General features: G+C 72.5%; 25 protein-coding genes and 1 pseudogene. 19 read left to right on the top strand and 7 right to left on the bottom strand.

The annotated features are described in order from the left end of the window. Positions 1–112: 112 nt before the first annotated feature. Complete coding sequence (gene dnaE, locus QWM81_RS24225; RefSeq protein WP_290114445.1) at positions 113–3,652, top strand: DNA polymerase III subunit alpha; 3,540 nt, start codon at positions 113–115, stop codon at positions 3,650–3,652. A gap of 106 nt (positions 3,653–3,758) precedes the next feature. Here the strand turns inward: dnaE and QWM81_RS24220 are convergent, their stop codons facing one another. Beyond that, positions 3,759–3,932, bottom strand: coding sequence for a hypothetical protein (locus QWM81_RS24220; protein WP_290114444.1), 174 nt, complete (start codon positions 3,930–3,932; stop codon positions 3,759–3,761). 224 nt (positions 3,933–4,156) lie between these two features. On the opposite strand from QWM81_RS24220, the gene QWM81_RS24215 reads away from it, so the two are divergent. From QWM81_RS24215 to QWM81_RS24200, 4 genes are all read left to right on the top strand, one after another. Next, the gene (locus QWM81_RS24215; protein WP_290114443.1) at positions 4,157–5,482 is read left to right on the top strand and encodes an NYN domain-containing protein; all 1,326 of its coding nucleotides are present in this window, start codon (positions 4,157–4,159) and stop codon (positions 5,480–5,482) included. 71 nt (positions 5,483–5,553) lie between these two features. Beyond that, positions 5,554–6,525 carry an ABC transporter ATP-binding protein gene (locus QWM81_RS24210; protein ID WP_290114475.1) on the top strand — a complete coding sequence of 324 codons (972 nt, stop codon included), beginning with the start codon at positions 5,554–5,556 and terminating at the stop codon, positions 6,523–6,525. A 43-nt stretch (positions 6,526–6,568) separates the two neighbouring features. Then, entirely contained in the window at positions 6,569–7,396 is an 828-nt protein-coding gene (locus QWM81_RS24205; RefSeq protein ID WP_435372440.1) for an ABC transporter permease, read from the top strand. 90 nt (positions 7,397–7,486) lie between these two features. Further along, positions 7,487–8,197, top strand: coding sequence for a DUF2567 domain-containing protein (locus tag QWM81_RS24200; protein WP_290114442.1), 711 nt, complete (start codon positions 7,487–7,489; stop codon positions 8,195–8,197). A gap of 282 nt (positions 8,198–8,479) precedes the next feature. Here the strand turns inward: QWM81_RS24200 and ybaK are convergent, their stop codons facing one another. The 4 genes from ybaK to QWM81_RS24180 form a co-directional block, all read right to left on the bottom strand. Continuing rightward, positions 8,480–9,028 carry a Cys-tRNA(Pro) deacylase gene (gene ybaK / locus QWM81_RS24195; RefSeq protein ID WP_290114441.1) on the bottom strand — a complete coding sequence of 183 codons (549 nt, stop codon included), beginning with the start codon at positions 9,026–9,028 and terminating at the stop codon, positions 8,480–8,482. A gap of 16 nt (positions 9,029–9,044) precedes the next feature. After that, complete coding sequence (locus tag QWM81_RS24190; RefSeq protein WP_290114440.1) at positions 9,045–9,785, bottom strand: LON peptidase substrate-binding domain-containing protein; 741 nt, start codon at positions 9,783–9,785, stop codon at positions 9,045–9,047. A 5-nt stretch (positions 9,786–9,790) separates the two neighbouring features. Next, positions 9,791–10,876, bottom strand: a complete 1,086-nt coding sequence (locus tag QWM81_RS24185) for a hypothetical protein (RefSeq protein WP_290114439.1) — start codon at positions 10,874–10,876, stop codon at positions 9,791–9,793. Positions 10,877–11,024: 148 nt separating this feature from the next. After that, the gene (locus QWM81_RS24180) at positions 11,025–12,641 is read right to left on the bottom strand and encodes an oxidoreductase (RefSeq protein WP_290114438.1); all 1,617 of its coding nucleotides are present in this window, start codon (positions 12,639–12,641) and stop codon (positions 11,025–11,027) included. Positions 12,642–12,800: 159 nt separating this feature from the next. Between QWM81_RS24180 and hisD the strand changes: the two genes are divergently transcribed. The 8 genes from hisD (at position 12,801) to hisF (ending at position 18,786) form a co-directional block, all read left to right on the top strand. Further along, a complete protein-coding gene (hisD, locus tag QWM81_RS24175; protein ID WP_290114437.1) occupies positions 12,801–14,123 on the top strand; it encodes a histidinol dehydrogenase in 1,323 nt (440 codons plus the stop codon). Next, positions 14,120–15,247 (top strand): histidinol-phosphate transaminase, encoded by a 1,128-nt coding sequence (locus tag QWM81_RS24170; RefSeq protein WP_290114436.1) that lies wholly within the window; start codon positions 14,120–14,122, stop codon positions 15,245–15,247. Before hisD ends, QWM81_RS24170 begins: the two co-directional genes overlap by 4 nt. Continuing rightward, positions 15,244–15,837 (top strand): imidazoleglycerol-phosphate dehydratase HisB, encoded by a 594-nt coding sequence (gene hisB / locus QWM81_RS24165; protein WP_058941846.1) that lies wholly within the window; start codon positions 15,244–15,246, stop codon positions 15,835–15,837. Before QWM81_RS24170 ends, hisB begins: the two co-directional genes overlap by 4 nt. A 210-nt stretch (positions 15,838–16,047) precedes the next feature. Next, positions 16,048–16,215, top strand: a complete 168-nt coding sequence (locus QWM81_RS24160; protein WP_290114435.1) for a hypothetical protein — start codon at positions 16,048–16,050, stop codon at positions 16,213–16,215. Further along, positions 16,206–16,853: an imidazole glycerol phosphate synthase subunit HisH gene (gene hisH / locus QWM81_RS24155; protein WP_290114473.1), complete on the top strand. Its 648-nt coding sequence runs from the start codon at positions 16,206–16,208 to the stop codon at positions 16,851–16,853. Before QWM81_RS24160 ends, hisH begins: the two co-directional genes overlap by 10 nt. A gap of 48 nt (positions 16,854–16,901) precedes the next feature. Further along, positions 16,902–17,636 (top strand): bifunctional 1-(5-phosphoribosyl)-5-((5-phosphoribosylamino)methylideneamino)imidazole-4-carboxamide isomerase/phosphoribosylanthranilate isomerase PriA, encoded by a 735-nt coding sequence (gene priA, locus QWM81_RS24150; RefSeq protein ID WP_290114434.1) that lies wholly within the window; start codon positions 16,902–16,904, stop codon positions 17,634–17,636. Continuing rightward, the gene (locus QWM81_RS24145; RefSeq protein WP_290114433.1) at positions 17,633–18,034 is read left to right on the top strand and encodes a RidA family protein; all 402 of its coding nucleotides are present in this window, start codon (positions 17,633–17,635) and stop codon (positions 18,032–18,034) included. The genes priA and QWM81_RS24145 overlap by 4 nt, the downstream gene beginning before the upstream one ends. Further along, positions 18,031–18,786: an imidazole glycerol phosphate synthase subunit HisF gene (gene hisF / locus QWM81_RS24140; protein WP_290114432.1), complete on the top strand. Its 756-nt coding sequence runs from the start codon at positions 18,031–18,033 to the stop codon at positions 18,784–18,786. Before QWM81_RS24145 ends, hisF begins: the two co-directional genes overlap by 4 nt. Before the next feature lie 16 nt (positions 18,787–18,802). On the opposite strand, the gene QWM81_RS24135 is transcribed toward hisF, so the two are convergent. Beyond that, the gene (locus tag QWM81_RS24135; protein WP_290114431.1) at positions 18,803–19,189 is read right to left on the bottom strand and encodes a VOC family protein; all 387 of its coding nucleotides are present in this window, start codon (positions 19,187–19,189) and stop codon (positions 18,803–18,805) included. A 308-nt stretch (positions 19,190–19,497) separates the two neighbouring features. Between QWM81_RS24135 and QWM81_RS24130 the strand changes: the two genes are divergently transcribed. Both QWM81_RS24130 and QWM81_RS24125 read left to right on the top strand, forming a co-directional pair. Beyond that, complete coding sequence (locus QWM81_RS24130; RefSeq protein WP_435372442.1) at positions 19,498–20,148, top strand: MFS transporter; 651 nt, start codon at positions 19,498–19,500, stop codon at positions 20,146–20,148. A gap of 31 nt (positions 20,149–20,179) precedes the next feature. Next, positions 20,180–20,782: pseudogene (locus QWM81_RS24125) on the top strand (MFS transporter); the annotation flags it as partial. A 15-nt stretch (positions 20,783–20,797) separates the two neighbouring features. Here the strand turns inward: QWM81_RS24125 and QWM81_RS24120 are convergent. Next, positions 20,798–21,433 carry a TIGR03085 family metal-binding protein gene (locus QWM81_RS24120; protein WP_290114430.1) on the bottom strand — a complete coding sequence of 212 codons (636 nt, stop codon included), beginning with the start codon at positions 21,431–21,433 and terminating at the stop codon, positions 20,798–20,800. 84 nt (positions 21,434–21,517) lie between these two features. Between QWM81_RS24120 and hisI the strand changes: the two genes are divergently transcribed. From hisI to QWM81_RS24100, 4 genes are all read left to right on the top strand, one after another. Continuing rightward, positions 21,518–21,868, top strand: coding sequence for a phosphoribosyl-AMP cyclohydrolase (gene hisI / locus QWM81_RS24115; protein ID WP_290114429.1), 351 nt, complete (start codon positions 21,518–21,520; stop codon positions 21,866–21,868). An 11-nt stretch (positions 21,869–21,879) separates the two neighbouring features. Beyond that, a complete protein-coding gene (locus QWM81_RS24110; RefSeq protein ID WP_290114428.1) occupies positions 21,880–23,367 on the top strand; it encodes an anthranilate synthase component I in 1,488 nt (495 codons plus the stop codon). Positions 23,368–23,381: 14 nt separating this feature from the next. Then, the gene (locus QWM81_RS24105) at positions 23,382–24,047 is read left to right on the top strand and encodes a TIGR02234 family membrane protein (RefSeq protein ID WP_290114427.1); all 666 of its coding nucleotides are present in this window, start codon (positions 23,382–23,384) and stop codon (positions 24,045–24,047) included. Positions 24,048–24,151: 104 nt separating this feature from the next. Then, entirely contained in the window at positions 24,152–24,451 is a 300-nt protein-coding gene (locus QWM81_RS24100) for an HGxxPAAW family protein (RefSeq protein WP_290114472.1), read from the top strand. Positions 24,452–24,838 lie beyond the last annotated feature (387 nt).

Here is a 24,838-nt window from a genome sequence, read left to right as displayed (position 1 = left end):
TTGATCGACAGCCGCGGTCCGTCCCGGCATCGCGTCGCCCGCCGCTCGTTGTCAGTGGGGAGTCGTAGACTTCCGAGCTGTCCCCCTTCCCCGACCTCCCGGAGCCGCAGCCGTGTCGAAGCCGCCGTTCACGCACCTTCACGTGCACACCCAGTACTCGCTGCTGGACGGTGCCGCGCGGCTCAAGGACATGTTCGATGCCTGCAACGAGATGGGCATGACGCACATCGCCATGTCCGACCACGGCAACCTGCACGGGGCGTACGACTTCTTCCACTCGGCGAAGAAGGCGGGTGTCACCCCGATCATCGGCATCGAGGCGTACGTCGCCCCGGAGTCGCGGCGCAACAAGCGCAAGATCCAGTGGGGCCAGCCGCACCAGAAGCGGGACGACGTCTCCGGTTCGGGTGGTTACACCCACAAGACGATCTGGGCGGCCAACGCGACCGGCCTGCACAACCTGTTCCGGCTCTCCTCCGACGCCTACAAGGAGGGCTGGCTCCAGAAGTGGCCGCGTATGGACAAGGAGACCATCGCCCAGTGGTCCGAGGGCCTGATCGCCTCCACCGGATGCCCCTCCGGCGAGCTGCAGACCCGGCTGCGCCTCGGCCAGTTCGACGAGGCCCTGAAGTCGGCCTCCGAGTACCAGGACATCTTCGGCAAGGACCGGTACTTCCTGGAGCTGATGGACCACGGCATCGAGATCGAGCGCCGGGTCCGCGACGGCCTGCTGGAGATCGGCAAGAAGCTCGGCATCCCGCCGCTGGTCACCAACGACTCCCACTACACCTACGCGCACGAGGCCTCCGCCCACGACGCGCTGCTGTGCATCCAGACCGGTAAGAACCTCTCCGACCCGGACCGCTTCAAGTTCGACGGCACCGGTTACTACCTCAAGTCCACGGACGAGATGTACGCCATCGACTCCTCCGACGCCTGGCAGCAGGGCTGCGCCAACACGCTCCTGGTCGCCGAGCAGGTCGACACCACCGGCATGTTCGAGAAGCGCGACCTCATGCCGAAGTTCGACATCCCCGAGGGCCACACCGAGGTCAGCTGGTTCAAGGAGGAAGTGCGGCGCGGCATGCACCGCCGCTTCCCCGGCGGCATCCCCGAGGACCGCCAGCGGCAGGTCGAGTACGAGATGGACGTCATCATCCAGATGGGGTTCCCGGGGTACTTCCTCGTCGTCGCCGACTTCATCATGTGGGCCAAGAACCAGGGCATCGCGGTGGGCCCCGGCCGGGGCTCCGCGGCCGGTTCGATCGTGGCGTACGCGCTGGGCATCACCGACCTCGACCCCATCCCGCACGGCCTGATCTTCGAGCGCTTCCTCAACCCCGAGCGCGTCTCCATGCCCGATGTGGACATCGACTTCGACGAGCGCAGGCGCGTCGAGGTGATCAGGTACGTGACCGAGAAGTACGGCGAGGACAAGGTCGCCATGATCGGCACGTACGGCACGATCAAGGCCAAGAACGCGATCAAGGACTCCGCGCGCGTGCTGGGCTACCCGTACGCGATGGGTGACCGCATCACCAAGGCCATGCCCGCCGACGTCCTCGGCAAGGGCATCCCGCTCTCCGGTATCACCGACCCCTCCCACCCCCGGTACTCGGAGGCGGGCGAGGTCCGGGCGATGTACGAGAACGAGCCGGATGTGAAGAAGGTCATCGACACCGCGCGAGGCGTGGAGGGCCTGGTCCGGCAGATGGGCGTGCACGCCGCCGGCGTGATCATGTCCAGCGAGCCGATCGTCGACCACGTCCCGGTCTGGGTCAGGCACACCGACGGCGTCACCATCACGCAGTGGGACTACCCGAGCTGTGAGTCGCTCGGCCTGCTGAAGATGGACTTCCTGGGCCTGCGCAACCTCACGATCATGGACGACGCCGTCAAGATGGTGAAGGCCAACAAGGGGATCGACATCGATCTCCTGAGCCTGCCCCTCGACGACCCGACCACCTTCGAACTGCTCCAGCGCGGCGACACCCTCGGCGTCTTCCAGTTCGACGGCGGACCCATGCGGTCCCTGCTGCGGCTGATGAAGCCCGACAACTTCGAGGACATCTCCGCCGTCTCGGCCCTCTACCGGCCGGGCCCGATGGGCATGAACTCGCACACCAACTACGCGCTGCGCAAGAACGGCCAGCAGGAGATCACCCCGATCCACCCGGAGCTGGAAGAGCCGCTCAAGGAGGTCCTCGGCGTCACCCACGGCCTGATCGTCTACCAGGAGCAGGTGCAGAAGGCCGCCCAGATCATCGCCGGGTACTCGCTCGGCGAGGCCGACATCCTCCGCCGGGTCATGGGCAAGAAGAAGCCCGAGGAACTGGCGAAGAACTTCACCATCTTCCAGGCCGGCGCCAAGAAGAACGGCTACAGCGACGAGGCGATCCAGGCCCTGTGGGACGTGCTGGTCCCCTTCGCCGGATACGCCTTCAACAAGGCGCACTCCGCCGCGTACGGCCTCGTCTCCTACTGGACCGCGTACCTCAAGGCCAACCACCCCGCCGAGTACATGGCGGCGCTGCTCACCTCGGTCAAGGACGACAAGGACAAGTCGGCCGTCTACCTGAACGAGTGCCGCCGCATGGGCATCAAGGTGCTCCCGCCCAACGTCAACGAGTCCGAGTCGAACTTCGCCGCCCAGGGTGACGACGTCATCCTCTTCGGCCTGTCCGCCGTGCGGAACGTCGGTACGAACGTCGTCGAGTCGATCATCAGGTGCCGCAAGGCGAAGGGGAAGTACACCTCCTTCCCCGACTTCCTCGACAAGGTGGAGGCGGTCGTCTGCAACAAGCGCACCATCGAGTCGCTGATCAAGGCCGGCGCCTTCGACACCATGGGCCACACCCGCAAGGGCCTGGTCGCCCACCACGAGCCGATGATCGACAACGTGGTGGCGGTCAAGCGCAAGGAGGCCGAGGGGCAGTTCGACCTCTTCGGCGGCATGGGTGAGGAGACCAGCGACGAACCGGGCTTCGGCCTGGACGTCGAGTTCTCCGACGTCGAGTGGGACAAGTCGTACCTGCTGGCGCAGGAGCGCGAGATGCTCGGTCTGTACGTCTCCGACCACCCCCTCTTCGGTATCGAGCACGTCCTGTCGGACAAGACCGACGCCGCGATCTCCCAGCTCACCGGCGGCGAGCACGCCGATGGCGCGGTCGTCACCATCGGCGGCATCATCTCGGGCCTCCAGCGCAAGATGACCAAGCAGGGCAACGCCTGGGCCATCGCGACCGTCGAGGATCTCGCCGGCTCCATCGAGTGCATGTTCTTCCCGGCCACGTACCAACTGGTGTCCACCCAGCTCGTCGAGGACACCGTCGTCTTCGTCAAGGGCCGCCTCGACAAGCGCGAGGACGTGCCCCGGCTGGTCGCGATGGAACTGATGGTGCCCGACCTGTCGTCGGCGGGCACGAACGCGCCTGTCGTCGTCACCATCCCGACCGTGAAGGTGACCCCGCCGATGGTCAGCCGCCTCGGCGAGATCCTCTCGCACCACAAGGGCAACACCGAGGTGCGGATCAAGCTCCAGGGCCCCCGGAAGACCACGGTCCTCCGGCTCGACCGGCACCGGGTCCAGCCCGACCCGGCGCTCTTCGGCGACCTGAAGGTGCTGCTCGGCCCGTCCTGCCTGGCCGGGTAGTCGGCTCGCGGGAGTCCGGCCGGCTGAGCAGGCCGAACGCCCAGGAAGGGGCGCGCCCGTCGTCACGGGTGCGCCCCTTCCCGCATGGACTCACCGTCCAGCGAGGTCAGTTGTGGCCGAAGCGTTTCTGCCGGCCCTTCTGCGCCATGTCCGACGGAGTCACCGGGGAGATCCGCTCCTCCGCCTGCGTCTCGATCGCCGACGTCTGGGCCTGCTGCTCACCGCGCTGGGCGGGCGACGTCTTGTGCTGACTACGGTCCGACTTCTTGTTCTTGGCCATGGTGATGCCTCCTGTGGGGTGTAGGGGCCAGGGCCGCTGTCAGACTCACATACGCCGATAACAGCCGCATTTTGGATCATTACGGACCGTGGTCGGCGGTCGTTGGCGAGGCGGAGGGCGATCCGCCACGCCGATGATCCAGTTCCGGCCGTTAACCCTCCGGCAGTCGGGCAGACTCGAAGGAAACCCGAAGCAACTCCCGATCCCGAGGTTCCCGAAAGAGGGTGGAACACGTGGACCGCTGCGTCGTTCTGGTGGACGCCGGCTACCTGCTGGGAGCCGCCGCCAGCCTTCTCGCCGGAGAACCGGCCCGCTCCCGGATCACCGTCGACCACACCGCCCTCATCCACGGCCTGCGCGAACGCGCCGAGGCCGACACCCAGCAGCCCCTGCTCCGGATCTACTGGTTCGACGGCGCCCCCGACCGCGTACCCCAGCCGGAGCACCGCCGGCTGCGCGTCATGCCCCGCGTCACCGTCCGGCTGGGCGCCCTGACCCGCAGCGACGGCCGCTGGGCCCAGAAGGGCGTCGACGCCGCGATGCACGCCGAACTGACGGAACTCGCCCGCAACCGCGCCTGCTCCGACATCGTGCTGGTCACCGGCGACGGCGACCTGCTGCCCGGCCTGATGTCGGCCAAGGAGCACGGCGTCGCCGTCCATCTGTGGGCCGTCCAGGCCGCGGACGGCGACTACAACCAGTCCGAGGACCTGGTCGCCGAGGCCGACGAACGCCGGGTGCTGGACCGCGAATGGATCACCCGTGCCGTGCGGGCCAAGGAGCTCACCGGCGCCTGCGCGCCACCCACCGCCCCGCGCCCCGAGATCGCCGCGATCCTCTCCGCCCCGCTGCCCGAGTCGGCCCTCGCCGCCTCCGCCGAGCGCGCCGCCGAGGCCGCCCCCGCGGGCGTCAACGGCACCGCCGTCAACGGCACGGGGGGCCTCGGCACGGGGGCCAATGGCACGGCGGTCAACGGCACGGCCCGCGAGGACGGCGACGGCGACGGCGACGCCGCGACCGGTACGACCGGCCCCTCCGGCACCACCAAGGGCGTCCCCACCCCCAAGGACCTGGCCGCCCTGTGCGCCCCCGGGCCCCACACCGCCGCCGCCCCGCCACCCGCCAACGCCACGCTGCGCTGGTCGTCCGACCGGGGCTGGGTCGACCGCCCCGGCGCCGCGGCCGGCGAGCCGCCCGAGACCGCGTCGCTGCCCACCCTCGCCCAGCTCACCAGCGCCGAGCAGCGCTGGGCCGACCGGGAGGAGGACATCACCACGGTCGGCGGCGACCCCTTCGAGGTCGGCCAGGTCTTCGCACGGCGCTGGATGGCACGCCTCCCCGACCCCGCCCACGTACAGAAGCTGTCCAGCATGTACCCGCGCATCCCGCACCGCATCGACGGCGAACTGCTGCGGTACGCGGCCAGGTTCGGGCTGCTCGCGCACAAGGACGATCAGATCGACGAGCACGACCGGTACGCGATCAGGGCCGGGTTCTGGCGCGAGATCGACGTACGGACGGCCACCGAACACGCGACCGCCGGGGAGTAGCACCCCGGTCCCGCCCGCCCCGGGCGCATTCCGGGCAGCCCGACCCTTTAGGCTCATCCCTCGTGAGTACGGTGTGCGCGGTGCGGGATCTGGTCAAGACGTACCCCGCCACGCGCGGCAGGCGCGGGGCGCCCGCGACGCCCGAGGTGCGCGCCACCGACGGGGTCTGCCTCCAGGTGCGCGGCGGCGAGATCTTCGGCCTGCTCGGCCCCAACGGAGCCGGCAAGTCGACCCTCGTACGCCAGCTGACCGGCCTGATGCGGCCCGACTCCGGCACCGTCGAGGTGCTGGGCCACGATCTCGTACGCCACCCCGAGCGCGCCTCGCGCCTCATCGGCTACCTCGGGCAGGAGTCCACCGCCCTGGACGAGCTGACCGTGGCGCTCGCCGCCGAGACCACCGGGCGGCTGCGCGGGCTGACCGCCCGCGACGCGCGGGCGGGGCGCGATGCCGTACTGGAGGAGCTGGGCCTGACCGGACTCGCCGGGCGCCCCCTGAAGAAGCTCTCCGGCGGACAGCGGCGGCTGGCCTGCTTCGCCGCCGCGCTGGTCGGCGCACGGCCCGTGCTGATCCTGGACGAGCCGACCACCGGCATGGACCCGGTGGCGCGGCGGGCCGTGTGGGCCGCGGTCGACCGGCGGCGCGCCGAGCACGGCACGACGGTGCTGCTCGTCACGCACAACGTCATCGAGGCGGAGACCGTACTGGACCGGGTCGCCGTCCTGGAGCGCGGCCGGGTCATCGCCTGCGACACCCCGACGGGCCTGAAGGAACAGGTGGCCGGCGAGGTGCGGGTGGAGCTGGTGTGGCGCGACCGGGCGCCGCTGGAGGTGCCCGAGGTGGCCGCGCTGCGGGCGTCCGCGCAGGAGTCGGGACGCCGGTGGGTGCTGCGGCTCGCGCCGGACGAGGCGCGGGCGGCGGTCGCGGCGGTGACGGGCGGCGCGGCGTTCGCGGCGCTGGACGACTTCACGCTGGCGACGCCGAGCCTGGAGGACGTGTACCTGGCGCTCGGCGGCGCGGCGAAGGGGCTGGTCAAGGCATGAGCTCGCCGGCAGGCATGAACGTGAGGGACAGGAGCGTCGTCAGGTGAGCACCGTGCCCGCACAGGCCCTTACCCCCGGCGTGGTCCGCAGCGCCGCCGTGGACGACGAGCCGGGTGCCGCCCCACTCGCGCCCCGGGCGCGGCTGCTGCCCGCGCTCGTCGCGGTCTACCGCGCCCAGCTGTCGCGGGCGAGGGTGGCCCGCATCCCCCTGCTGTTCGTGGCGACCTTCCAGTCCATCGGGATCATGGTCCTGATGCGCGGGGTCGTGGACGGCGGGGCGGAGGCGCGGGCGGTCGTCGCCGGGTCGTCGGTGCTGGTCGTGGCGTTCGTCGCGCTGAACCTGCTCGCGCAGTACTTCGGGCAGCTGAAGGCGAGCGGCGGACTGGACCACTACGCCACGCTGCCCGTGCCGCCCGCCGCGGTGGTACTGGGCGCGGCCGGTGCGTACGCCTCCTTCACGGTGCCCGGGACGGTCGTGACGGCCGTCGTCGGGTCGGTGCTCTTCCAACTGCCGCTGACGCACCTGTGGGTGCTGGGCGCGGTGGTGCCGCTCGCCGGAGCCGCGCTCGCCGGGCTCGGTGCGGCGCTCGGGCTGCTCGCGCCGCGCCAGGAGCTCGCCACGCTGCTGGGCCAGCTCGGGATGTCGGCCGCCCTGCTGCTCGGCGTGCTGCCGGCCGGCCGGCTGCCGGAGCCCATCGGCTGGGCGCGTGACCTGCTGCCCTCGACGTACGGGGTCGAGGCGCTCGCCCGCACCTTCGACGCCCGCCCCGACTGGGCGGCCGTGGGCCTGGACCTCGCGGTCTGCGCGGTGGTCGGCGTCGTCTCCCTCGCCCTCGCGACCTGGGCGTACCGGCGGGCCGCGGTGCGGTGAGGTACGGGGTGAGGTACGCGTTGTGCGGGGCCCGGGCGGCGGGCGGCGGCCGGTGAGGCGACGCCGGGGGTCGCCTGGCACGATGGCAGGGTGACCGCACCGCTGACTCCGCCCCACCGGCCGTCCCATCAGCCGTCCCATCAGCCGTCCCACCAGCAGTCCCCGCACGACTCCGCCTGGCCGCCGCCGTACCCGTCCGGCGCGGCGCACGCGGGGGAGGCGGGGGAGGCGTACGACGCGGACGACGCGCCGGATGTGGCGACGGAGGTGCGCCAGGGTGCCCTGGTGCTGCTCGTGGTGACCTTGTCGGGTATCGCGCTGGGGCTGCTGTGGCTGTGGCTGGCGCCGCGGATCCCGCTGGTCTCGGACGGCGAGGCCGTGTTTTTGAAGGACACGGAGGGCGAGGGCGCGGTCGGTGCCGATGGCACGTTCGTCCTGCTGGCGCTCGGCTTCGGCGCGCTCAGCGCGGCGGTGGTGTTCTGGTTCCACCGGCACGGCGGCATCGCGGTGGTGGTGGGCCTGGCGCTGGGCGGCCTGCTCGGCTCGCTGCTCGGCTGGGGCGTGGGCACGCTGCTGGGGCCGACGCACGACGTGGCCGCGCACGCCCGGGCGGTCGGCGCCGGGGTCACGTTCGACGCGCCGCTGGAGCTCCACGCGCAGGGCGCGGTGCTGGCCTGGCCGGTGGCGGCGATGCTCGTCCACCTGGCCCTCACGGCCGCCTTCGGGCCCCGCGACCCGGAACCGGACTGGAACACCACGCCGTACGACGCTCCGCCGCCCCCCAAGGACGCCCCAGGCTGAAGGCGGGCCGCGCCGGGGCCCGCCGCCCGCGAGGACGCCCCGGCTGAACGGCCGCGCCGGGGGCCGCCGCCCGGGAGGACGCCACAGGCTGAACGGGGCCGCGCCCCCGGCCGCCGTCGAGCCGCCGTCGAGCCCGCCGTCCGCAAGGACATCCCGGCCCGGACCGGCGGCCGTGCCCGTGGCCCCCGGCCGCCGAGCCCGCCGCCCCGAGCCCGGACCGGACCGGACCGGACCGGACCGAAACAGCGGCCGCGCCCCGGACGCGCCGCCGGCAAGGCGGGGTTACGCGCGGCCGATCGGCGCCAGTACCGCGTCCGTGAGGGCCGCCAGGTCCGCGGCGGACAGTTCCACTTCCAGGCCCCGGCGCCCCGCCGAGACGCAGATCGTGTCGTGCTTCGACGCCGACGCGTCCAGTACCGTACGCAGCCGCTTGCGCTGGCCCAGCGGCGAGATGCCGCCCCGGACGTACCCCGTCGCGCGTTCCGCCGCCGCCGGGTCGGCCATCGCCGCGCGCTTGCCGCCCACCGCGGCCGCGAGGGCCTTCAGGTCCAGCTGGCCGGCCACCGGGACGACCGCGACCGTCAGGGCGCCGTCGACATCGGCGACCAGGGTCTTGAAGACCCGGTCGGGGGAGACGCCCAGGGCCTCGGCGGCCTCCTCGCCGTAGGACGGGACGGACGGGTCGTGGTCGTAGGCGTGCAGCGTGAAGGGCGTGCCCGCGGCGGTGAGGGCGACCGTCGCCGGGGTGCCGCCGGCCCGCCGGCCGCCACCCCCCTTGGCCGGACGCGTCTCGCGTGCCCCTTCCGGGTTCTGCTTGGGCTTCTTCGCCACGTCGGGTGTCCTCCCGTCAGTTGGGGCTGGTCGGAGCGCGGGTCAGGTCGACCGCCGGCAGCGACGGCAGGTGCCGCAGCACCGCCGTCTCGGCGCGCAGCAGGTGCAGCTCCTCGCGCAGCCGTGTCGCCGTGTCCGGCGCCTGGAGCAGCCGCTGCTTCGCCGGGGTGTCCAGCACCGCCGCGGCGGCCACCAGATACGAGACGACCGATGGGTCGTCCGGCAGCTCCTGGTCCGCCGTGAGGGACCGCTCCCGCGCTCCGGCCAGCCGCTTCTGGTAGGCGCGGAAGGCCCGCAGCACACCCTCGGCGAGCGCGCCCGCCCCGTCGCCCTGCTCCTCCTCCAGCTCCTCCACCTCCGCGATGAGGAACGGCCCGCTCGCGTCCACCGACAGCAGCTTCACCCGGGTCGTACCGGTCGCCAGCACCTCGAAGCTGCCGTCCGTCCGCTCCCGGATCGTCGCCGCGTCCGCGACGCAGCCGACCCGGTGGAACGCCTGGATCGGGTCGGCGCCGAAGCCCGCGGCGGGGCCCTTCTCGGGCAGCGCCGTCTGGTCTGGCATGCCGGGCGCGGTGGGTGCGACCTCCCGCCCGTCGCGGATCGCCACGACGGCGAAGCGGCGCGGTTCCGACTCATCGGTCTTCAGCAGTTCGCGCATCATGGCGCGATACCGCTCCTCGAAGACGTTCAGGGGCAGCACGAGGCCCGGGAAAAGCACCGCGTTCAGCGGAAAGAGTGGCAGGCGAGCGGTGGTCACAGCGGTTAAGCGTAATGGCCGCCCGAGCGGCCACGTCCGGCCCGTCCGCGCAGCGGGACGGCCGCCGCCACTTCGAGGCGTACGCGGTCACGCGCGTCGAGGAACCGGCCGAGCGGATCGTCCTCGGCCGATGACCACGGGAACGACCACGGGAACGACGTCGCGTACGGCCCGATCAGCCGGAACTGTTCCAGCGCCGCCGCCCACCGCTGCCGCCGCACCAGCACGTACGCCAGCATGTTGCGCATCTCGGCCGGCCACGGGTCGCCCGCCGCGTACCGCCCGGACAGCTCGATCGCCTGCTCCACCGCCGCGTCGATGCGCTCCTCCTGCTGGCCGGATCGCTGTACGGGGACGGGGTCACCGGCCACCAGTCGCACGAAGGCCGCGCGCAGCGGGAGCGCCCGTATCAACGATCCCGGCAGCGCGTCCGCCGCGGCCTGCTCGGCGAAGTCGAAGCACTCGAAGCACCCGTGGCGCGGGGCACGGCGGACGCGGGGGGCGTCCCCCCGCCGGGCACAGCACTGCGCGGACAGGTACGTGAGCGCGGCGACATGGCACCCGTAGTGGTGCGAGGCCCGGCGAACGGCCTGCTCCCACAGCGACTCGAAGGCCGGGTGCGTGGCCCGCGTGCCGCGCGCGTGGTCCAGCGCCAGGCGCCAGGGCACCGGGTCGCGCGGCGCGGCCCCGGCCGCCGCGTCGATCAGCGGGCCCAGCTCGCGCAGCCGCTCGGCCCGGGCCGGGGACTCCCACGCCTTGCGGACCGCCACCTCCGCCTTGAGCAGCAGCGCGTCCGGGTCGCCCGGCGCGTCCGCCAGCCAGCGCGTCAGCCACTCGCCCCGGCTGTGCGCGAACGCGGCCAGCCGCGTCACATACCGGTCGCGGCTCTCCCACTCGGCGGCCCCGCGCGTGGCGGCCAGCAGCGTGGCGGCCGGCTCGTGGTCCCCGAGGGCGGCGGCGACCAGCGCCGGGCCGAGCCGCTCGTCCGGCGCGTCGAGCAGCACCGCGTGGTCCGGCACCAGCCCGTCGGCGAGCTGGGGAGTGTGCCGGACCGGGCGGGCGGTGCTGAGCAGGGCACGGAGCAATGACATGGTGCGGCCATTGAAAACCGCAGGTGGGAGCCGCGCCAGTGGCGTGCTGTGAAGCTTTGGTGGCGGCGGAATGGTTGCGCTGCCGAATGCCAAGAGAACGTAAAGAAAGCGGTGCACGGGTGGGGTGTACGGGTGGGGCGTACGGGTGTCAGCTGCGCCGGAGAAGGCGTGAGGCGCCCGCTGCGACCGTGGTGGCGAGGACCCAGCCCAGCAGGATCAGCACGGTCGACGCCCACTGCCATATGCCCCCCAGCCGCCAGTAGCCGTCCTGGCCGAGATTGATCACCGGCAGCAGCAGATCCAGCGCGTACAGGGCGGCGTTCCAGTTCGGATGCTCGCCCGGCTTGATCGCCGGCGGGTCGCACCGCGAGAAGGCCAGCGTCCCCGCGGCCCACAGCACCGCCATCCACAGCGCCGCCCGCCCCGGCCGGTAGCCGTATGCCACCGTCCAGTCCTGGAGGTACCCCCAGGTCTTCGCCGCCAGCGGCAGCGTCTCGCGCCGTCTGCGCTGCTTGGCCAGCAGCACCTCGCGGGCGTCCGCGTCCTCACCGCTGTTGCGCAGCACCGCCGCCAGCCGCTCGTACGGCTCCGGGGCGAACTCGGGGGTCGCCGCGGCCACCCACTCCAGGCGGCGGGCGAGCGGGAAGTGCCCGTACGGGACGAGGTTCTCGTATACGAAGCCGGCCATCGCGAGCCCCCCGGGACCCGGCCAGCTGGTCGACTGGTCGATCAGCGTGACCACCTTCGCGCCGTTGAGCACCACCCGCCCCTCCGCCGGACGCTCGCCGTTGAACCGCAGCTCCGGGGTGACGATCCGGCGCAGCGACAGCTCCTCCCGGCGCTCCGAGGACAGCAGGAACCGCGCGTGGTGGAAGTCCACCGCGTCCCCGAACCGGCCGTCGTCCAGCCGCACCCCGCCCCGGCACTCGAAGGGCTGCATACGGGTGCCGCGCATCGGCGTGTGGACACTGGCGAGGCCCAGCCCGCCGGGCGGCGTCGCCCCGGCCACACTGCCCGTGGTGTCGCTGACCCAGGCGTACGTCATATGGAGCGTCCGCTCCACGCTCAGCTGCGGAGCGTTCAGCGCCCGCCGGCCCTCCGCGCCCCGCAGCCGGCTGCCGCGCAGGCTCAGCGAGACGCCGACCTTCGCGCCGCGCATGCTGAACTCGCCATACGTCTCGATCAGCTCGGCCTGGAGGTCCTGTGCCACCGACATGCCATCGGCGACGATCGCCCGGCCACGCCGGTCGGGCCGCACATGGATCTGGCTGATCAGCAGATCCGTGCCTATCTGGGCGTCCGTCAGCCGCATCCCGCGCTCCACCCGGCAGCGCGGCAGGTGCAGATCGCCCTCCGTGTGCAGCCGCGCCGCCTCCAGGCGCGGTATCGCGCACCCCACCATGCGCAGCGTGGTGAACCGGGACTCCGGCAGCACCACCTCGTTCTCGAACCGGCAGCCGTGCAGCTCCACATACGGGCCGATCGTCCCGCCCGCCAGGTCGAGCGTCCCGGTGATCTGCACCCCGCGCAGCTTCAGCGCCGCGACGCGCCCGGCCAGCGCGGGCGGCCCGTCCAGCAGCAGCAGCGCCACCTTGTCGGCCCGCACGCTCCGCTCGGGCGGCCAGACGCGTGGCGAGAACGGATCGTCGAGCATCGCGTTGCCCGTGCTCAGGTCATAGGTGGCGCCGATCCGGAACGCCTGCCACATCCCCACCTCGGTCGGGGTGAGGTCGTGCGGCACATCGTCGTCGTGCGGCTCGGTCACTGCCGCCCCCTCCGCTTCCCCGCTTCGTACGGCTGTTCTTCCCGCTGAGTGACGGACTGAACGCTAACGGTCAGGTGTGACAGTCGCGGGCCGGTGTGGCGTGTATCAGCCAGTGATACGGACGACCGGACGCGGGAAACCGTCTGCGAGAATTGACCTGTGATCTCACGAATCGATCTGCGCGGCGACGCCCTCCCGAAGGGTGGCGCTCTGCGCGACCTGCTGCCCCGTGCCGAGTTCGACGTGGAAGCCGCCCTGACGAAGGTGCGGCCCATCTGCGAGGCCGTGCATCATCGGGGAGACGCGGCGCTGATCGACTACGCGGAGAAGTTCGACGGCGTGGTCCTCGATCAGGTACGCGTTCCGGCCGCCGCGCTCACGCGCGCGCTGCAGGAACTGGATCCGGCCGTCCGTGCGGCCCTGGAGGAGTCGATCCGGCGGGCCAGGATCGTCCACCGGGAGCAGCGCCGCACCCAGCACACCACCCAGGTCGTGCCCGGCGGCACCGTGACCGAAAAGTGGGTGCCGGTCGAGCGCGTCGGCCTGTACGCGCCGGGCGGCCGGTCCGTCTACCCCTCGTCCGTGATCATGAACGCCGTGCCCGCGCAGGAGGCGGGCGTCGAGTCCATCGCGCTCGCGTCCCCGCCGCAGAGGGAGTTCGGGGGCCTGCCGCACCCGACGATCCTCGCCGCCTGCGCGCTGCTCGGCGTCGAGGAGGTCTACGCCGTGGGCGGCGCCCAGGCCGTCGCCATGTTCGCCTACGGCACGGAGACCTGCGCCCCGGCCAACATGGTCACCGGCCCCGGCAACATCTGGGTCGCCGCCGCCAAGCGGTACTTCACCGGCCGCATCGGCATCGACACCGAGGCCGGCCCCACCGAGATCGCGGTCCTCGCCGACGACACCGCCGACCCCGTGCACATCGCCGCCGACCTGATCAGCCAGGCCGAGCACGACCCGCTCGCCGCCGCCGTCCTGGTCACCGACTCCGTCGAGCTGGCCGAGGCCGTCGAGAAGGAGCTCCAGCCGCAGGTCGCCGCCACCAAGCACGTCGAGGACCGGATCCTGCCCGCGCTGCGCGGCAAGCAGTCCGCGATCGTGCTGGTCGACGGCCTGGAGGAGGGCCTGCGGGTGGTCGACGCGTACGGCGCCGAGCACCTGGAGATCCAGACCGCCGACGCCGCCGCCGTCGCCCAGCGCGTCCGTAACGCCGGCGCGATCTTCGTCGGCCCGTGGGCGCCCGTCTCGCTCGGCGATTACTGCGCGGGCTCCAACCACGTGCTGCCCACCGGTGGCTGCGCCTGCCACTCCTCGGGCCTGTCCGTGCAGTCCTTCCTGCGCGGCATCCACATCGTGGACTACACGCGCGACGCGCTGGCCGAGGTGGCCCACCACGTGGTGACGCTCGCGGAGGCGGAGGACCTGCCGGCGCACGGTGCCGCCCTGAAGGCCCGGTTCGGGTGGAAGGTGCCGCAGCGGTGACCGCCGAGAACATCCGCATCGACGACCTGCCCATCCGCGACGAGCTGCGCGGCAAGTCCCCCTACGGCGCGCCGCAGCTCGACGTACCCGTACGCCTCAACACCAACGAGAACCCGTATCCGCTGCCCGAGCCGCTGGTCGAGCGGATCGCCGAGCGCGTCCGCGAGGCCGCCCGCACGCTCAACCGCTACCCCGACCGGGACGCCGTCGAGCTGCGTACGGCACTGGCCGCCTACCTCACCCGGACCACCGGGTACGAGGTGGGACTCGCCAACGTCTGGGCCGCCAACGGCTCCAACGAGGTCATCCAGCAGCTGCTGCAGACCTTCGCGGGACCCGGGCGGATCGCGATCGGCTTCGAGCCCTCGTACTCGATGCACGGCCTGATCTCGCGCGGTACGGGTACCGGCTGGATCTCCGGGCCGCGCGGCGAGGACTTCACCATCGACGTGGCCGCCGCCAAGGCCGCCATCGCCGAGCACCGGCCCGACGTCGTCTTCATCACCTCCCCCAACAACCCCACGGGCACCGCCGTCGAGGCGGACACCGTGCTGGCGCTGTACGAGGCCGCCCAGGCCGCCAAGCCGTCCCTGGTCGTGGTCGACGAGGCGTACGTGGAATTCAGCCACCGCCCGTCCTTGTTGCCCCTCATCGAGGGCCGCCCCCACCTGGTGGTCTCCCGGACCATGTCCAAGGCGTTCGGCGCGGCCGGACTGCGGCTCGGCTACCTGGCGGCGCACCCGGCCGTCGTGGACGCCGTCCAGCTGGTGCGCCTGCCGTACCACCTGTCCGCCGTCACCCAGGCCACCGCGCTCGCCGCGCTGGAGCACACCGATACGCTGCTGGGGTACGTCGAGCAGCTGAAGGCGGAGCGGGACCGGCTGGTCGCCGAGCTACGGGCGATCGGCTACGAGGTCACCGAGTCCGACGCCAACTTCGTACAGTTCGGACGATTCGACGGCGAGGGGGCCGCGCACTCGGTGTGGCGGCGGATCCTCGACCGGGGCGTCCTGGTCCGGGACAACGGCGTACCGGGCTGGCTGCGGGTCACCGCCGGCACGCCCGAAGAGAACGACGCGTTCCTCGATGCGGTTCGCGCACTGAAGAAGGAGCAGAGCTCATGAGCCGCGTAGGACGGGTTGAGCGCACCACCAAGGAGACGTCCGTCGTCGTCGAGATAGACCTCGACGGGACCGGCAAGGTCGATGTGGCGACCGGCGTCGGCTTCTACGACCACATGCTCGACCAGCTCGGCCGCCACGGTCTGTTCGACCTCACCGTCAAGACCGACGGCGACCTGCACATCGACTCGCACCACACCATCGAGGACACCGCCCTCGCGCTGGGCGCCGCCTTCAAGCAGGCGCTCGGCGACAAGGTGGGGATCTACCGGTTCGGCAACTGCACGGTCCCGCTGGACGAGTCCCTCGCCCAGGTCACCGTCGACCTCTCCGGCCGCCCCTACCTGGTGCACACCGAGCCGGAGAACATGGCGCCGATGATCGGCTCGTACGACACGACCATGACCCGGCACATCCTGGAGTCGTTCGTCGCCCAGGCCCAGATCGCGCTGCACGTCCACGTGCCGTACGGGCGCAACGCCCACCACATCGTGGAGTGCCAGTTCAAGGCCCTGGCCCGCGCCCTGCGCTACGCCTCGGAGCGCGATCCCCGCGCGGCCGGGATCCTGCCCTCCACGAAGGGCGCGCTGTGAGCGACGCACGCGCGGCCGCCGGGCCGCAGATGACCGCGATGCCCGCACCTCTGCGCCGCGCGGGCGGAGAAGCGAACGGAAGAGCACTGTGAGCGACGCACGCGCGGCCGCCGGGCCGCAGATGACCGCGATGCCCGCACCTCTGCGCCGCGCGGGCGGAGATGGGGGTACCTCCCAGGCGTCAGCCCTGGGGGAGAACGGAAGAGCACTGTGACCGGTCTGTCGACCATCCTGATCGTCGTCGGCCTCTTCCTGGCAGGAGGCGTGTACTCCTTCAGCAAGCAGCAGATGCCCAAGGGCGTGATCGTCCTGCTGACCATCGCCTCGGTGATGTGTATCGTCGCGGGCGTCCTGCGGATTCAGGGGATCTGGGAATGAGCACCTCGAAGAACGTCGTGGTCTTCGACTACGGATTCGGCAACGTCCGCTCCGCCGAGCGCGCCCTCGCCCACGTCGGCGCGGACGTCGAGATCACCCGCGACTACGACAGGGCCATGAACGCCGACGGGCTCCTCGTCCCCGGCGTCGGCGCCTTCTCCGCCTGCATGGCGGGGCTCAAGGACGCCCGCGGCGACTGGATCGTGGAGCGCCGGCTCGCCGGCGGCCGCCCCGTCATGGGCATCTGCGTGGGCATGCAGATCCTCTTCGCGCGCGGCATCGAGCACGGCGTGGAGACCGAGGGCCTGGACGAGTGGCCCGGCACGGTCGGGCCGCTGAAGGCCCCGGTCGTGCCCCACATGGGCTGGAACACGGTCGAGGCGCCCGAGGGCAGCGAGCTGTTCGCCAGCCTCGACGCCGACGCCCGGTTCTACTTCGTGCACTCCTACGCCGTGCACGACTGGAGCCTGGAGACGGCCAACCCCGCGATGCGCGCGCCCAAGGTCACCTGGGCGACGCACGGCGAGCGGTTCGTGGCGGCCGTCGAGAACGGCGCGCTGTGGGCGACGCAGTTCCACCCCGAGAAGTCCGGCGACACCGGCGCCCAGCTGCTGACCAACTGGCTCAACACCTTCTGACCCTCCTTCTTCCGACCCTCCCTTCTTGAGAATCCGGGACCCGCTGAGATGAGCAAGCTCGAACTCCTCCCCGCCGTCGACGTCCGGGACGGCCAGGCCGTACGGCTCGTCCATGGCGAGTCCGGTACGGAGACGTCCTACGGCTCTCCGCTGGAGGCTGCCCTCGCCTGGCAGCGCGCGGGCGCCGAGTGGCTGCATCTCGTCGACCTCGATGCCGCCTTCGGCACCGGGGACAACCGGGAGCTGATCGCCGAGGTCGCCGTGTCCATGGCGGACATGAACCTCAAGGTGGAGCTGTCCGGCGGCATCCGCGACGACGCCTCGCTCGCGGCCGCGCTCGCCACCGGCTGCACCCGCGTCAACCTGGGCACCGCCGCGCTGGAGACCCCCGAGTGGGTCGCCAAGGTCATCGCCGAGCACGGCGACAAGATCGCGGTCGGCCTGGACGTACGGGGCACGACGCTGCGCGGCCGCGGCTGGACCCGCGACGGCGGCGACCTGTACGAGACGCTGGCCCGCCTCGACTCCGAGGGCTGCGCCCGGTACGTGGTCACCGACATCGCCAAGGACGGCACCCTCCAGGGCCCCAACCTGGAGCTGCTGCGCAACGTCTGCGCCGCCACCGACAAGCCGGTCGTCGCCTCGGGTGGCGTCTCCTCGCTGGACGACCTGCGGGCCATCGCCGCGCTGGTCCCCGAGGGCGTCGAGGGCGCGATCGTCGGCAAGGCGCTGTACGCCAAGGCGTTCACCCTGGAGGAAGCGCTCGCGGCGGTGGCCGAATGACCGACTCCGTACGCCGTGTCGTCACCGGTGCGCCCTGGGAGGAGCAGTTCGGCTACTCCCGCGCCGTGGAGCTGCCCAACGGGCTGGTGCTGGTCTCCGGCTGCACCTCCGTCATAGACGGCGAGATCGCCGAAGGCGACCCCTACGAGCAGGCCGTCAACTCCTTCAACGTCGCCTTCGGCGCGCTGAAGCAGCTGGGCCTGGGCGTGGCGGACGTGGTCCGTACGCGCATGTACATCACCCACGCGCGGGACGTGGAGGAGGTCGGCCGCGCCCACAAGGAGCTGTTCGACGCCGTCCGGCCCGCCGCCTCGATGCTCATCGTCGAGGGTTTCGTCGACCCGCGGCTGGTCGTGGAGGTCGAGGTCGAGGCGTACCGAGGAGGTGCCGCGTCATGACCCTCGCGGTCCGAGTGATCCCCTGCCTGGACGTGGACAACGGCCGGGTCGTCAAGGGCGTCAACTTCCAGAACCTGCGCGACGCGGGCGACCCGGTCGAGATGGCCAAGCTGTACGACGCCGAGGGCGCCGACGAGCTGACCTTCCTCGACATCACCGCCTCGTCCGGCAACCGGGAGACCACCTACGACGTGGTGCGCCGCACCGCCGAGCAGGTCTTCATCCCGCTGACGGTCGGCGGCGGCGTGCGCAGCGCCGACGACGTCGACAAGCTGCTGCGCGCCGGCGCCGACAAGGTCGGCGTCAACACCGCGGCGATCGCCCGCCCCGAGCTGATCCAGGAGATCGCCGAGCGCTTCGGCCGTCAGGTCCTGGTCCTGTCGGTGGACGCCCGCCGCACTGCTGAGGGCACCTTCGAGGTCACCACGCACGGCGGCCGCCGCGGCACCGGCATCGACGCCGTCGAATGGGCCCACCGGGCCGCCGAGCTGGGCGCGGGCGAGATCCTGCTCAACTCGATGGACGCGGACGGCACCAAGGACGGCTACGACACCGAGATGATCGCCGCCGTACGCAAGCACGTCACCGTCCCGGTGATCGCCTCCGGCGGCGCGGGCAAGCTCGCGCACTTCCCGCCCGCGATCGACGCGGGCGCGGACGCGGTGCTGGCGGCGTCGGTCTTCCACTTCGGCGACCTGCGGATCTCCGAGGTGAAGGCCACGCTCCGCGAAGCGGGTCACCCGGTGCGCTGAGCTCCTCGGGGGTGGGTCAGCCGAGCGGCTGGGCGAGCTGTATGAGGTTCCCGACCGTGTCGTCCAGCACGGCCGTCAGCAGCGGTCCCTGCTCGGTGGGCGGCTCGGTGAACGTCACGCCCAGCCCGCTCAGCCGCTCGTACTCCGCCCGCAGGTCGTCCACCCCGAGCACGATGCACGGCAGCCCGGCTTCGCGCAGTCCCTTCCTGTACTGCTCGGCCACCGGGCTGTCCCCGGGCTCCAGCAGCAACTCCACGTCCTGTCCGGGCGCGGCGACCGTGATGAAGCGCGCCCCACCCAGGTCCAGGTCCGTGCGGGTCTCGAAGCCGAGCACGTCCCGGTAGAAGGCGTGGGCCTTCTCCTCGTCGTCGACGTACACGCTGGTCATCGCGATCCTGATCATCGTGCGTCCTCCTCGGTGGCGTGCGTCTTCCTGGCTGAGCCGCGTACGTCCGATGATGCACGTCCCCACTGACAACGGCCGTTCGGCCGGCGGAGGCCCGGCAGGTCTGCCGACGCACAGCAAATATTTCGCAAACGTGTGCGGATTGCCGTCCGGGCCTGAGAGGGTGCGTCGATGGCGACCGGCACCCCTGCAGCTACAGCGACACCCGTCACCGGGGAACCGCCCGCCTACCGTGACGCCAACGTGCTGCGCGGCTCACCGCCTACGCCGCTTCCACCGCCGGCGACAGCGTCTACTACCTCGCCCTGTCCTGGGCCGTCGTCCGCAGCGGAAGCCCCGGGGCGGCGGGTGCCGTCATGGCGGTCAGCGCCCTGCCGCGGGCCCTGCCCCTGCTGGGCGGGGGAGTCGTCGCCGACCGTTTCGGGCCGCGCCGCGTCGTCCTCGCCGCCGACACCGTGCGCTGCCTGAGCACGCTGGCTCTCGCCGCCCTCCTGTTCGCGGCCACGCCCGGCCTGTGGCTGCTCACCGCCGTCGCCGTGGTCTTCGGCATCGTCGACGCCCTGTTCATGCCCGCGGTCGGCGCCCTGCCGCCGCGGATCGCCCCGCCCGGACAGCTCGCCCGGATCCAGGGCCTGCGGGGCCTCGCCCACAGGGCCGCCCTCGTCCTCGGCGCGCCCCTGGGCGGCCTCGCGGTGGCCGCCGGAGGCTCCGTCGCCGCCTTCGGGCTGGCCGGCCTGCTCTTCGCCCTCTCCCTGCCGCTCCTGCTGGCCCTGCGGATCCACCCACTGCCCACCGCCGCCGCCCGCGCCAAGGGCACCGCCCCGCGTGACCTCGCGGACGCGGATACGGCCCTGGACACCGCCCCGCGTGACCTCGTGGACGCGGATCCGGCCAAGGGCGCCGCCCCGCGTGACCTCGCGGACGCGGATCCGGCCAAGGGCACCCCCCCCGCGTGAGGTCGCCGGGGCCGGTCGCGTCAAGGGCGCCGCCCTGCGAGACCTCGTGGACGGGCTGCGCCATATGCGCCGCCATCCCGTCCTCGCCCCGCTCATCGTCGTCATCGCCCTCAGCGACCTGGGCTTCGTCGGGCCGCTCAACGTGGGCCTCGCCCTGCTCGCCGACGCGCGCGGGTGGGGGGCCTCCGGCATCGGCTGGATCCTCGCCGGGTTCGGCACCGGCTCCGCCGCCGCCTCGCTGCTGCTGACGGTATGGGGCCGGGTGCCGCGCGCCGGGTCCGTACTGTCCTGGACGCTGGCCGCCGGCGCCGTCGCGATCGCCGCCCTCGCCTTCGTACCGCGCCTCGCGGCGGCGGTCGCGGTGGCCCTGCTCATCGGGCTCCTGGCCGGGCTGAGCGGCGCCGTGTGCTCGGCGCTCGTGCAGACCGAGTCGGACCCGGCCTACCTCGGGCGGGTGACGTCGGTGACGAACTTCTTCAGCCTCGGCGTCGCACCCCTCACCTTCCCGCTCACCGGCGCGGCGATCGGCCTATGGGGAACCGGGCCCGTCTTCACCGTCAGCGCCGCCGTATGCGCCCTGGGCGGCGTCTATGGGCTCTGCTCCGCGCCCCTGCGCCGCGCCCGGCTCCCCTAGACCTGGAACACCGGGCTAGATACCCAGCTGCTTCGCCCCGTGCAGCCGCTCCACGGCGTCCTTGTCGCCCTCCACCTGCACATCCGCCGCGTCCTGCCGGCCGAAGGCGAACATCGTCAGCTCACCCGGCTCGCCGGTCACCGTCACCACCGGGGTGCCCCGGTGTGCCACCGCCGTCTGGCCGTTCGGGCGGCGCAGCACCAGACCCACCGGCGCCTTGCGGCACAGCATCCGCGCCGCCTTCTCCAGGCGTACCCACAGGGCCTCCGAGAAGACCGGGTCCAGCCGGCGAGGCGTCCAGCCCTGCTGCGCCCGCCGCACGTCCTCCGCGTGGACGTAGAACTCGACCGTGTTCGCGCCCTCGTCGACCTGCTTGATCGCGTACGGGGACATGCGTGGCGGACCCGTACGGATCAGCTGGATCAGCTCGTCGTACGGCTTGGAGGCGAACTCCGCCTGCACCTGTTCCAGGCGCCCGCGCAGCGCCCCGATCAGCATTCCCGCCGCCGCGTCCGGGCGGCGCTCGCGCACCACCACATGGGCCGCCAGATCACGGGTCTTCCAGCCCTCGCACAGGGTCAGGGCGTCGGGGCCGGCGGCCTCCAACAGATCGGCGAGCAGAAGCCGTTCACGCTTGGCATGGGTCGACATGCAGGCCAGCGTACGGCCGCGGCGCCCGGTCCGCCCAGTGGACGCACCACGGGGAAGCCGCCGCGGTCACGGCACAATGGCGTCATGACCAGCAACCTTGACCCGGCCATCGCCGCCCGTCTCAAGCGCAGCCCCGACGGGCTGGTCCCGGCCATCGCCCAGCAGTACGACACCGGCGAGGTGCTGATGCTGGGCTGGATGGACGACGAGGCCCTGCACCGCACCCTCACCACCGGCCGCTGCACCTACTGGTCCCGCAGCCGCCAGCAGTACTGGGTCAAGGGCGACACCTCCGGGCACGTCCAGCACGTCAAGTCCGTCGCCCTCGACTGCGACGCCGACACCGTCCTGGTCAAGGTCGACCAGGTGGGGGCCGCCTGCCACACCGGCGCCCGCACCTGCTTCGACGGCGACGTCCTCCCCCTCGGCAAGTAAGGTCGGGCGCCATGGATCTCGAGACCTTCCGCAAGCTGGCGGCCGACCGCCGCGTCATCCCGGTCAGCCGCCGCCTGCTCGCGGACGGGGACACCCCGGTCGGCCTCTACCGCAAGCTCGCCGCCGAACGCCCGGGGACCTTCCTCCTGGAGTCGGCCGAGAACGGTCGCTCCTGGTCGCGGTACTCGTTCATCGGCGTACGCAGCGCCGCCACCCTCACCGCCCGCGACGGCCAGGCCCACTGGCTGGGCCTGCCGCCCGTCGGCGTGCCCGTGGACGGCGACCCGCTGGAGGCGCTGCGCGCCACCGTCGAGACCCTGCACACCCCGCGCGACCTGGCCTCGGGCATGCCGCCGTTCACCGGGGGCATGGTCGGCTACCTGGGGTACGACATCGTGCGCCGTCTGGAGCGCATCGGCGAGCACGGACGCGACGACCTCCGGCTGCCCGAGCTGACCATGCTGCTCACCTCGGACCTCGCCGTGCTCGACCACTGGGACGGCACGGTGATGCTGATCGCCAACGCCATCAACCACAACGACCTGGACACGGGCGTCGACGAGGCGTACGCGGACGCCGTCGCCCGCCTCGACGCCATGGCCGCCGACCTGGCCAAGCCGGTCCGGACGCGGCCCGTCGCGCTGCCGCCCTCCGAGCTCCCGGCGTACACCGCCCTGTGGGGCGGAAAGGCGTACCAGGAGGCCGTCGAGGACATCAAGGAGCGGATCCGGGCGGGCGAGGCCTTCCAGGTGGTGCCCTCGCAGCGCTTCGAGACCCCGTGCACGGCGAGCGCGCTGGACGTCTACCGGGTGCTGCGGGCCACCAACCCGTCCCCGTACATGTACCTGTTCCGCTTCGACGGTTTCGACGTGGTCGGGTCCAGCCCCGAAGCCCTGGTCAAGGTCGAGGACGGGCGCGCGATGGTGCACCCCATCGCGGGCACCCGCCCGCGCGGTGCCACCCCGCAGGAGGACCAGGCCCTCGCCGACGAGCTCATCGCCGACCCCAAGGAGAGGGCTGAACACCTCATGCTCGTCGACCTGGGCCGCAACGACCTGGGCCGGGTCTGCGAGCCGGGCTCCGTCGAGGTCGTGGACTTCATGTCGATCGAGCGGTACTCGCACGTCATGCACATCGTCTCGACCGTCACCGGCCGCGTCGCCGAGGGCCGCACCGCCTTCGACGTCCTCACCGCCTGCTTCCCGGCCGGGACGCTCTCCGGCGCCCCCAAGCCGCGCGCCATGCAGATCATCGAGGAGCTGGAGCCGACCCGGCGCGGCCTGTACGGCGGCTGCGTCGGCTACCTGGACTTCGCCGGCGACTCCGACACCGCCATCGCCATCCGTACCGCCCTGCTGCGCGACGGCACGGCGTACGTCCAGGCCGGCGCGGGGGTCGTCGCGGACTCCGACCCGGTCGCCGAGGACACCGAGTGCCGCAACAAGGCGGCCGCCGTCCTCCGCGCCGTACACACCGCCAACCGGATGAAGGGCGCATGACGGCATAAGGGATAGTGGGACGTGTGAGTGCCGCATCCGTACCCCAGCCCCGTGCCGGCCGCGCGGACGGGACGGCGGCCGCTTCGGGCGGTCGCCGCAGTCTCGCCGCCGCCCTGTTCCTCGGCGCCGTCGGCGCGGCCGTCGTCCTGCTGTCCTCCGGCCAGACCTGGGCCGAGGGCACGGTCACGGTCGGCGGCGGCACGGTGCCGCTCGACGCGGCGGGCGGCGACGTCACCGGCGTACCGACCGCCCTCGCCGTCGTCGGCCTGGCGGCCCTCGTCGCCGTCTTCGCGGTACGCCGCGCCGGCCGGTTCCTCGTGTCGCTGCTGCTCGCCCTGAGCGGCGCGGGCGCGGCCCTGGCGGCCTGCCTGGGCGCCTCCGGCAGCGCCGCGCTCGATGAGAAGGCCGCCGGCACCACCGGTGACGCCGCGGCCCGTGTCGAGGCGCTCACGCACACCGCCTGGCCCTATGTGACGGCCGCCGGAGGGCTGCTGATCCTCCTCGCCGGGCTGCTCGCCCTCCGCTACGGCAGGGCCTGGCCCGCGATGTCCGGCCGGTACGAGCGCGACGGCGCCCCCCGCGCCCGTAACGGCGCCCGCAGGACCACCACCGACCCGGACCGCCCCGAGGACCTGTGGAAGGCCCTGGACCGCGGCGAGGACCCCACGCGCGACGCCTGACGGCGACCCCCGGATCACCCCGCACGCGCGCGTGCGGGACAATGACGCTGAGCGTCCGCACCCGGCGGGGCCGTACACAGAGCAACAGCAACGAGGAGCACTTCATGGCGGGCAGCGACCACGGACACACCCCGGCCGCCTGGACCGGTGTCACCATCTCCTTCATCGGCTTCTGCGTCGCCGGTGCCTTCATGGTGGCGGCCAACCCGCTCGGTTTCTGGGTGGGCATGGCCGTCGTCCTCCTCGGCGGTGTCGTCGGTTACGCGATGAAGCTCGCGGGTCTCGGGGCGAAGGAATCGCCCGACCTCGTACGGGCCCGCGAGGAGGCCGCCCGCGCGGACCACGCCGGCGAGGCCGCCCAGGAAGACGCCCGCGCGGACACCCACGCGGACGCCCGCGCCTGACCCGTCCGGGGGCACGTCACCAGGTAAGGCGCGGTCCGGCAGAGCCGGGCTGCGCCTTCACGCATGATCGGAGACAATCACCCGGTGGACGCCACGCCGACTCCCCCCGGACCCGGACAGGCCCCGGCCCCGCCACCGCCCCCGGTTCTCCCGGCCCCGGCCCCGGTGGCCCGGTCGTCGGCCGCGCGGCCCCCGGCCCCGGCTCCCCTGCCGCCGTCCTCGGCCACGCGGCCCCCGGTGCCGCCGTCTACGGCCGGGCAGGCGTCATATCGCGGTTCTGTCCTGCTTCACCATGGTTTGTCCACCAGGCTGCGCGGAGACCTCGATGCCACCGTCATCCGGCTGCGCAGGCGGCGGCACGCGGAGGGCTCATCAGCCATTGACTGA

This window comes from Streptomyces ficellus (genome assembly GCF_030406405.1).
Classification (GTDB): Bacteria; Actinomycetota; Actinomycetes; order Streptomycetales; family Streptomycetaceae; genus Streptomyces; species Streptomyces ficellus_B.
This window is presented reverse-complemented; position numbering and strand designations above follow the sequence as displayed.